The 7,299-nt window shown below is 52.9% G+C and carries 7 protein-coding genes and 1 pseudogene; 7 read left to right on the top strand and 1 reads right to left on the bottom strand.

Features of this window, described 5'->3' with window-relative positions; all coding sequences use genetic code 11:
• The 5 genes and pseudogenes from ACETWG_00980 to ACETWG_00960 form a co-directional block, all read left to right on the top strand.
• The coding region (locus ACETWG_00980) for an RNA polymerase sigma factor (GenBank protein MFB0515161.1) at nt 1-469 on the top strand (469 nt) is incomplete at its 5' end.
• Nucleotides 466-564 (top strand): annotated as a pseudogene (locus tag ACETWG_00975) (anti-sigma factor). The gene ACETWG_00980 and the pseudogene ACETWG_00975, both read left to right, overlap by 4 nt.
• An 18-nt stretch (nt 565-582) precedes the next feature.
• On the top strand, nt 583-1,023 hold the full coding sequence (locus tag ACETWG_00970; GenBank protein MFB0515160.1) for a hypothetical protein: 441 nt from the start codon (nt 583-585) through the stop codon (nt 1,021-1,023).
• 212 nt (nt 1,024-1,235) lie between these two features.
• Nucleotides 1,236-2,684, top strand: coding sequence for a diguanylate cyclase (locus ACETWG_00965; GenBank protein MFB0515159.1), 1,449 nt, complete (start codon nt 1,236-1,238; stop codon nt 2,682-2,684).
• A 2-nt stretch (nt 2,685-2,686) separates the two neighbouring features.
• Nucleotides 2,687-2,890 carry a DUF4295 family protein gene (locus ACETWG_00960; GenBank protein MFB0515158.1) on the top strand — a complete coding sequence of 68 codons (204 nt, stop codon included), beginning with the start codon at nt 2,687-2,689 and terminating at the stop codon, nt 2,888-2,890.
• A 67-nt stretch (nt 2,891-2,957) separates the two neighbouring features.
• On the opposite strand, the gene ACETWG_00955 is transcribed toward ACETWG_00960, so the two are convergent.
• Entirely contained in the window at nt 2,958-4,367 is a 1,410-nt protein-coding gene (locus tag ACETWG_00955; protein MFB0515157.1) for an aminopeptidase P N-terminal domain-containing protein, read from the bottom strand.
• Nucleotides 4,368-4,599: 232 nt separating this feature from the next.
• Here ACETWG_00955 and metK point away from each other — a divergent pair, with 232 nt between their 5' ends.
• Entirely contained in the window at nt 4,600-5,781 is a 1,182-nt protein-coding gene (metK, locus tag ACETWG_00950; GenBank protein ID MFB0515156.1) for a methionine adenosyltransferase, read from the top strand.
• A 177-nt stretch (nt 5,782-5,958) separates the two neighbouring features.
• Nucleotides 5,959-7,299 (top strand): hypothetical protein (locus ACETWG_00945; protein MFB0515155.1); only part of this gene is annotated, 1,341 nt, incomplete at its 3' end.

The following is a 7,299-nucleotide window of genomic DNA, read 5'->3' as shown; positions in this document are numbered from 1 at the left end:
AGGGGATAGGGATCTTGCTGAAGACCTGGTGCAGGACACACTGGTGAAAGTGTATACCCATCGGCATGCTTATCGTGAGATCGCCCGCTTCTCTACCTGGATATATACCATTGCGGGCAATCTGGCCCGGACGGAACTGCGCAAGCGCAAGCGCCGTGCCACTTTCAGCATGAGTACCCTGGGACTTGGAGAGCGGGAGTATGAGCTGCCCTCGGAAGACTACGCTCCCAGTAAAGCATTAGAGGGCGAGCAGACCGAGCGATACATCGGGATGGCCCTCGCCAGGCTGCCCCTGCACTTTCGGACGGTGATTATTTTGCGAGATGTGCAGGAACTTTCTTATGATGAGATCAGTAAAATTATGAAAATTCCACTTGGTACCGTGAAATCCAGGGTCAACCGAGCCCGTTTAAGACTTCAGGAAATGCTTTTAAATCTAAGAATTAAGGGGGGAAATCATTCTGAATGAATTGTTCTCAGTTTCGTCTTAAAATATCACCCTACCTGGACTCTGAGCTTTCCTTTACTGAACTTAGAGCTTTCAAAGAGCACATTGAGGCGTGTTCCCAATGCGCCGATCTCATGACGCAGATGGAAGGCATCAAGGCGAACCTGGCGAAAGCTATCCCGGCATCACTAGCACCTGATTTTGTTCCGCGCCTACAGACCCGTCTTCGAGCCGAGATCAATCGCACACCATCATGGTGGCGTCAATTACTTGCGCCGCGAGTCATGGGCTTTTCGCCTATTTCCCTGAGTGGAATAGCGGCGGCGGCCCTGGCACTTCTGGTCATCGGTGTGAGCCTTTTCCAACCGGAATCGGCCCCCTTGGTAGATCCGCCTGCAGGTGCCCCACCTAACAATCCACCCGCCATGATGACACCCAATCCCATCGGGGCATCTGGCTCCACACCCGCCCTAATCACCACCGCACCTAGCGATTCCCTTCTAGATCAGCGAGACAGCTCCCGGCATGACTTTTCAAGAAAGATCAAATATGTCAACCAGGGGCCAAGACAATAAGAAAATAATGCTGATCTAAGCATAGCTGATTAATTAAATTAATATTATAATAGATGCATGGGGAGTGCATGGGGAGACCTGCCTCTCTCCCAGAGTTGTGATCAAATATAAGGAGCGGCAGATAATATAGACCCGTGGGAGAAGATCCTTATATTAATCACCAGGACCAAGGGGACTATTTTACTGATTCCCTAGCGATGGTATTTACTGTTTTGTCTGATTCGTTGCCCGGCAGTAGCGCTGCGGTCTATCTTCACGAGCGGGATGGGAGCGATCTCATCTTCCAAAAAAGCAATGCTCCCGCAAACACCTTCGTTGAATCTATCCCTTCTGGTTCCATTTCTGATTTGACCTTCAAGGCAGGCAAAGACAGCCCGGCCTCTGCTAGGATGGTGTCAGATAAAAGCAGGGCATTACTGCTGACCAGTCCCGGCAAGCATCCCGATGGGGTCGTCATAGTCTGCCCCCTGGTCAATGGGGACGGGCAGGTTGGGATGCTCGTGGTTGAACTGCAGCACGTACCGAACGATGAGTTGCAGGTCTTAAGGTCAATTGAGTTGGTGGCTCGAATTATCCAGAACAACTTGATCATGAAATCGCAGCTGGAACTCACACGGGCTGAAAAAGCGTTTTTATCAGACCTTGTGAGCCGGGCTGTGGCGCTGGATATTTCGTCCACGGTGGAGGTGCTCATCGATACCCTGGTCGATCTGGCAAAGGGCATGTTGACTTTCGACAGATTGACTATTTCTACCCAGTGTACCGAGGTGCATGAAAGGCTAAAAATCGACTGGGTGGAGGGTCTGGAAGAGAACTACCCGGTCGGATTTACCTATGCTCCCGCCGGTGTTGTCCACGGTGAAGTGTTCCGGCGAGTGGAGGCGCTAAATATTGGCTGTCTGGAGGAGTCCGAATATCAGGGACGCTTTCTCGCTGGTGATTTCAAGAGCACGCGGCTGACTTGCTTTCTGGGCGTGCCGATCGTAGAGGCCGGTATATCGAGGGGCCTCGTGGCAGTGGAGAGCACGGCAAAGGATCATTTCGGACTTCGAGATTTAGATATCCTGAAAGCCATCGTACAAGTCTATGGCACGGCGCTCTGCTGGACCCAGAGGTACCGGGAGATTCACGCAATGGCCACTGTCGATGGCCTGACCCAGCTGCTGAACCACCGGTCGTTCATGGAACGGTTAGGCCAAGAGCTGGAACGGGCTTCCCGTTACGGGGAAACCATGACCTTTCTCATGCTTGATTTGGATCATTTCAAGAATGTCAATGACTCCTACGGTCACTTGTACGGGGATTATGTGCTCTGGCAGACAGCCCAGCTGATTCGCTCATGCGTCCGGAAGGCCGATATCGCCGGCCGTTATGGTGGTGAGGAGTTTGGAGTGATTATCATCAACGCCGGCAAAAACACCAGCCTGTCGACGGCAGAAAGGATCAGGAATACGATCGCTGATTACCAGTTTACCAGCAATGGTATCAAGAGTCGGATTTCAGTCAGTATCGGCATGTCAGAATACCCTACCGATGGCCAGGACATGGGTACTCTCATCCAATGTGCTGACGATGCCATGTATATGGTTAAGCGTCGCGGGGGCAATGACGTAATTTCTTATTCCGGGGTAGAGGATAAGACGGATCAGGAAGGGCAATAAGTATGGCGAAAGGAAAGAGATCTTTTGCGGATAAGGCTAGAAAATATGCCGAACGCAGCAAGGCTGAAAGGCGATATGTGCGGGTCGTCAAGAGTGTGAAGGATTCTGATACGGGTGCCGTGCGGTTTTCAGAGCGCATGGTGGCTGTCCCGAGTGATGTCAATATTGATGAGTACCTGCGCCAGGTGGTAGAGGAGGAAAACTAGGACCGCTATCAACCCTGCAGCCTGAGCAGCCATACACCGGCCGGACAACAATGGTTTCGCGGCCGGTTTATTTTTTCATGATGGATTCAATTTCATCAACTGTTCGGGGAATATTCTTGGAAAGCATCACGCCGCCTGTTTCGGTCACGAGGAAATCATCTTCCAGACGGAGGCCCAGACCCCGATAGGCCTGAGGTAGGGACTCATCATCGGCCGGGATGTAAATGCCGGGCTCAAGTGTGAGGACCATCCCCGGCGCGGCCGGAATTTCATTACCACCCACATCGTGTACATCCAATCCCAGCCAGTGTGACACGCCATGGATGCAGTATTGGTCGTAGCCTTTTTCCTTGAGAGCCTCTTTTACGATCCGATTCAGTTCTTTGATAGTGATTCCGGGCTGGAGGGCTGTTGCCGCCGCCGCCTGGACTTCTAAAAGGCAGCTATACAGTTCTCGTTGGGCGGGCGAAAAGATGCCGTCTACAGGCACTGTGCGGGCGATGTCGGCCGTATACATGTCAAACTCAGCGCCGACGTCCATAAGAAGCAGCTCCCCCGGCTGAAGTTGGCGGTTACTTTCAGAATAGTGCAGGATGAGCGCGTTGGGGCCCGAGGCGATGATCAAAGGGAAACCTTCCCGTTGCGCGCCGTTATCCTTGAACAGATATTCAATAGTGGCCTGCACCTGATATTCATACAGCCCGGGCTGGACCCGTTGCATGGCCGCCACCAGCCCTTGGCCTGTGATTTCCGCCGCCTGCTGGATCAGTTCGATTTCCTGTGGTGACTTACGGTTGCGCATTGGATCAAGAATCTCTCCGGCTGATTTGTACGCCAGTTTCAGGTTGTGCGGCCTGATCTTCCTGGCTTGGGCATCGAGCCGTTTTTTTGATTGCCGAAGGCTTCGAGCTATCCGGAACGGACATAGTCGAGTCCAGATGCTTGGGGGAACCCACTGCAACGTTGCCTCGGCCAGGGCAGTGAGAGGCCGCTCCAGATCGGCCTGGTTCAGATTGACGTACACTGTATGAGCCCCGGTCATGAGCCGGGGCAGCGCTTCGGTGAAGGCGTCGATGGGGAGAGCCTGGTCAATGGCCAGAACCTCCGGTGCCTGTTCAATTCCCAGACGCTCGCCACTCCAACGCTCCCTCCTTGGATTCTTGGCTTCTAAAAAGAGAAACTCATGACCTTCATAGGTTCGATCACCGGCGGAAAAACGCACTTCCTCGCCGGTCAGCACCAAGACCGCATGGGATTCCTTGAAGCCTGTAAGGTACCAGAAGTCGGAGTCCGGACGGAATTTGTATTCCACATCACCATTTCGGATCGTGATGGCTTTCGTAAGCAGGACCATCCGTCCTCCAGGTCCCATTTGCGCTCGGACGCTCTCTCGCCGTTGGTAATAAATCTCGGGGGTGATCTGGGGATTTGCAGCGGAGAAGGTAATCAGGACTAGTAAAGGTATAGTTTTATGCATGTGAACTCCTCGGGACAATTTTCCGACCGGGAAAGTTACAAGAGAAAAGCCGCTGGCAACCATCTCAGGGTGGCACCGAGCGATTCTAACGGTATCCCAGGTGTGGAATAGCTCACGTCTGTTGCATCACTGGGGGACTAGCAGCCAGCAATAGCTGGTATGTACGACGGCTCTCTGTGTAATTTACCCCACTTTATCACGACGCAACGACTAATTAGTAGGGAAAAGTTACATGCCTGATCGCCGAGTGTTCACGTCCGAATCGGTAACTGAAGGCCACCCCGATAAGATTTGCGACCAAATCTCGGATGCGATACTGGATGCGATTCTAGCGAAAGATCCTCAGGGTCGGGTCGCCTGCGAGACTCTGGCCACAACCGGTTTGATCCTTGTGTCCGGCGAAATTACCACCGCCACCTATGTTGACATCCCCAGTATTGTCCGCAAGACCCTGGCTGATATTGGCTATACCCGTGCCTCTTACGGCATCAGTGCCACGAAGGCGGCGGTCCTTACCAGTATAGATGAGCAGAGCCCGGAGATTGCCCAGGGAGTGGATGAGACCAACGAACATGAGCAGGGAGCCGGCGATCAGGGACTCATGTTTGGCTTCGCTTGTGACGAGACCCCGGAACTCATGCCCCTCCCGATCCAGCTCGCCCATCGGATTGCCCGGCGTCTGGCGGAGCTGCGCAAGTCAGAAGAGCTGCCCTGGCTCCGACCCGATGGCAAAACCCAGGTTACCGTGGAGTACGAAGGTGACAAGCCAGTGAACGTGCAGAAAGTGGTGGTTGCCACCCAACATGACGATTTGAGTGATGCCTACCCTGATGTCAGAATGGAGCACCAGTTCATCACCAGGGAAGTAGTGGAGCATGTCGTTCTGCCTGTTCTGGTAGAGAGCCATATTGATTTTAGAGAGCATTTCATCATTAATGGGACGGGTCGCTTTGTGATCGGTGGTCCCCAGGCGGACACGGGCTTGACCGGGCGCAAGATCATCGTAGATACTTATGGTGGCTATGCCCGTCACGGCGGGGGATCCTTTTCGGGGAAAGACCCTTCTAAGGTCGATCGTTCGGCTTCTTATATGGCCCGATATATCGCCAAGAATATCGTGGGTGCGGGGCTGGCCCGACGGTGCGAAGTGCAGCTAGCTTACAGCATCGGTGTTGCGGAACCGATTTCGGTCAGTGTCGACACTTTCGGGACCGGTCAGCTTGATGATACCAAGATTGCCGCGATCATCCGAAAGGAATTCCCTCTCAAGCCCAGAGAAATCATACAGCATCTGCAGCTCTTACGACCCATCTACCAGAAGACTGCGGCGTATGGACATTTTGGTCGGGAGGAGGAAACCTTTACCTGGGAGCGCCTCGATAAAACCGGCGATCTAACCAAATATCTGAAGTAGGTTCCTTTCCTCATGTTGGCCAGTCTACAAACTGTGTCGCGGGCAAAGATCGTGTTATTGGTGGTTACACGAATTTATTTGGATTCCCTATAAACATTCCTAGATTTCCCCAACTGCAATTCCGTCGTCTACATGATATCGCCCGAGAGAGCTAAAAGTATATCGGAGTTAGCGAAGATGCGGCCTCCTTTCGCCTGGAGCAGGAGTGTGGTGCCTATCTTACTTCTGGCCATTATGATTATTGTGGGGGCGTGCGATTTTAAGGTTCTGGAGCCGTGGGAACCTCCCCACTGGGGTGTGTCACTAACACTTCCCCTTGTCAACCGGACTTATGAACTAAGTGGGTTGGTGAATGACTCCACCATCTTCGCGGATACCACCACACGAGAGATTCAAATCGAGTTCCGGGGAGACCTGGACACCACGGAGATCAACCCGGATTTTTTGGAAGTAGATCTGCCCTCGTCGGCAACGCCGTCGCCTGTTAATGAAGAGGTGACGGCACCCAATGCCGCGGACTTCTTTACCGCCGTGGAGGAATCCATCAATGTAGTGGTGGCCCTGGACTCCCTGCTGCGGAGTACCGGGCAGCCACTGTTTGAGGGTCTTACTTTTCCTTCAGACTTCCCTTTTACTATCCCCCAGGCAACCTGGAACAATATCGTAGCCACTCCTCCGGTCTCCCCGGTAGAGGAGGAGGAAGGCCCCTACGAGATGATTGACACAGCCACCGTATTGCAGGATAATCCCTTTATCAAAGCCATTCGGTATGTGCAACTAACGAGCACACCCGGCGTGAGTGAGTTTGCTACTACTGTTACTAACAGCGAATTCCCCACCAACGTTGATTCGATTAAGCTGGAGCTAACTTCGGGTCCCCTGTTTGTCAGGCATGAGACAGCTACTCTGGCTCCGGGTAATACCTTCGCCCGTGCCACCGATTTGGCCTCGGAGAAACTGGGTAGCAGTATCAGTATGAGCTTCGGCTTAGAATTGCCTACAGTCTTAGCTGATGTGTTGATCCCGGCACATACCACGCCCCAGATTGAGTTTACGATTCGCCTTGGTATTGGAGGGGTGGACAGCCTGGCCATCACGACGGCTGCTACCTCCCTGGTTCGAGAGACGCCTCCTGCGCTGCCATTGTCTGAGACCAGTACAGTTCAGATTATAAGCGGGGTTTTGCGCCCCACTGCCGATCTCGATACCAACAGCATCTCGCTTACCGGTTTGAGAAATACCCTGCCATTTGATGTTCGTTTTCAACTGACCTTCCCGAATTTTGATTCACCTGCCATCGGAGACGACAGCCTTACGTTTGGGCCCTACACTCTCTCTGTCGGTCAGGCTACTATCAATCAGAACGTAAACTTGGGTGGGTACACTTTTCATAATCCTGCTGGTGATGAACCGGTTACCGAATTTGAGTATGAGATCCAGGCCGATGTGCTGGAAAAGGACCTGGTACTTCCGCTGGATGGCTCTTCATTGGGTGCGTTCCAGGCCACGATTACCATC

This window comes from Candidatus Neomarinimicrobiota bacterium (genome assembly GCA_041862535.1).
Lineage (GTDB): Bacteria > Fidelibacterota > Marinisomatia > SCGC-AAA003-L08 > TS1B11.
This window is presented reverse-complemented; position numbering and strand designations above follow the sequence as displayed.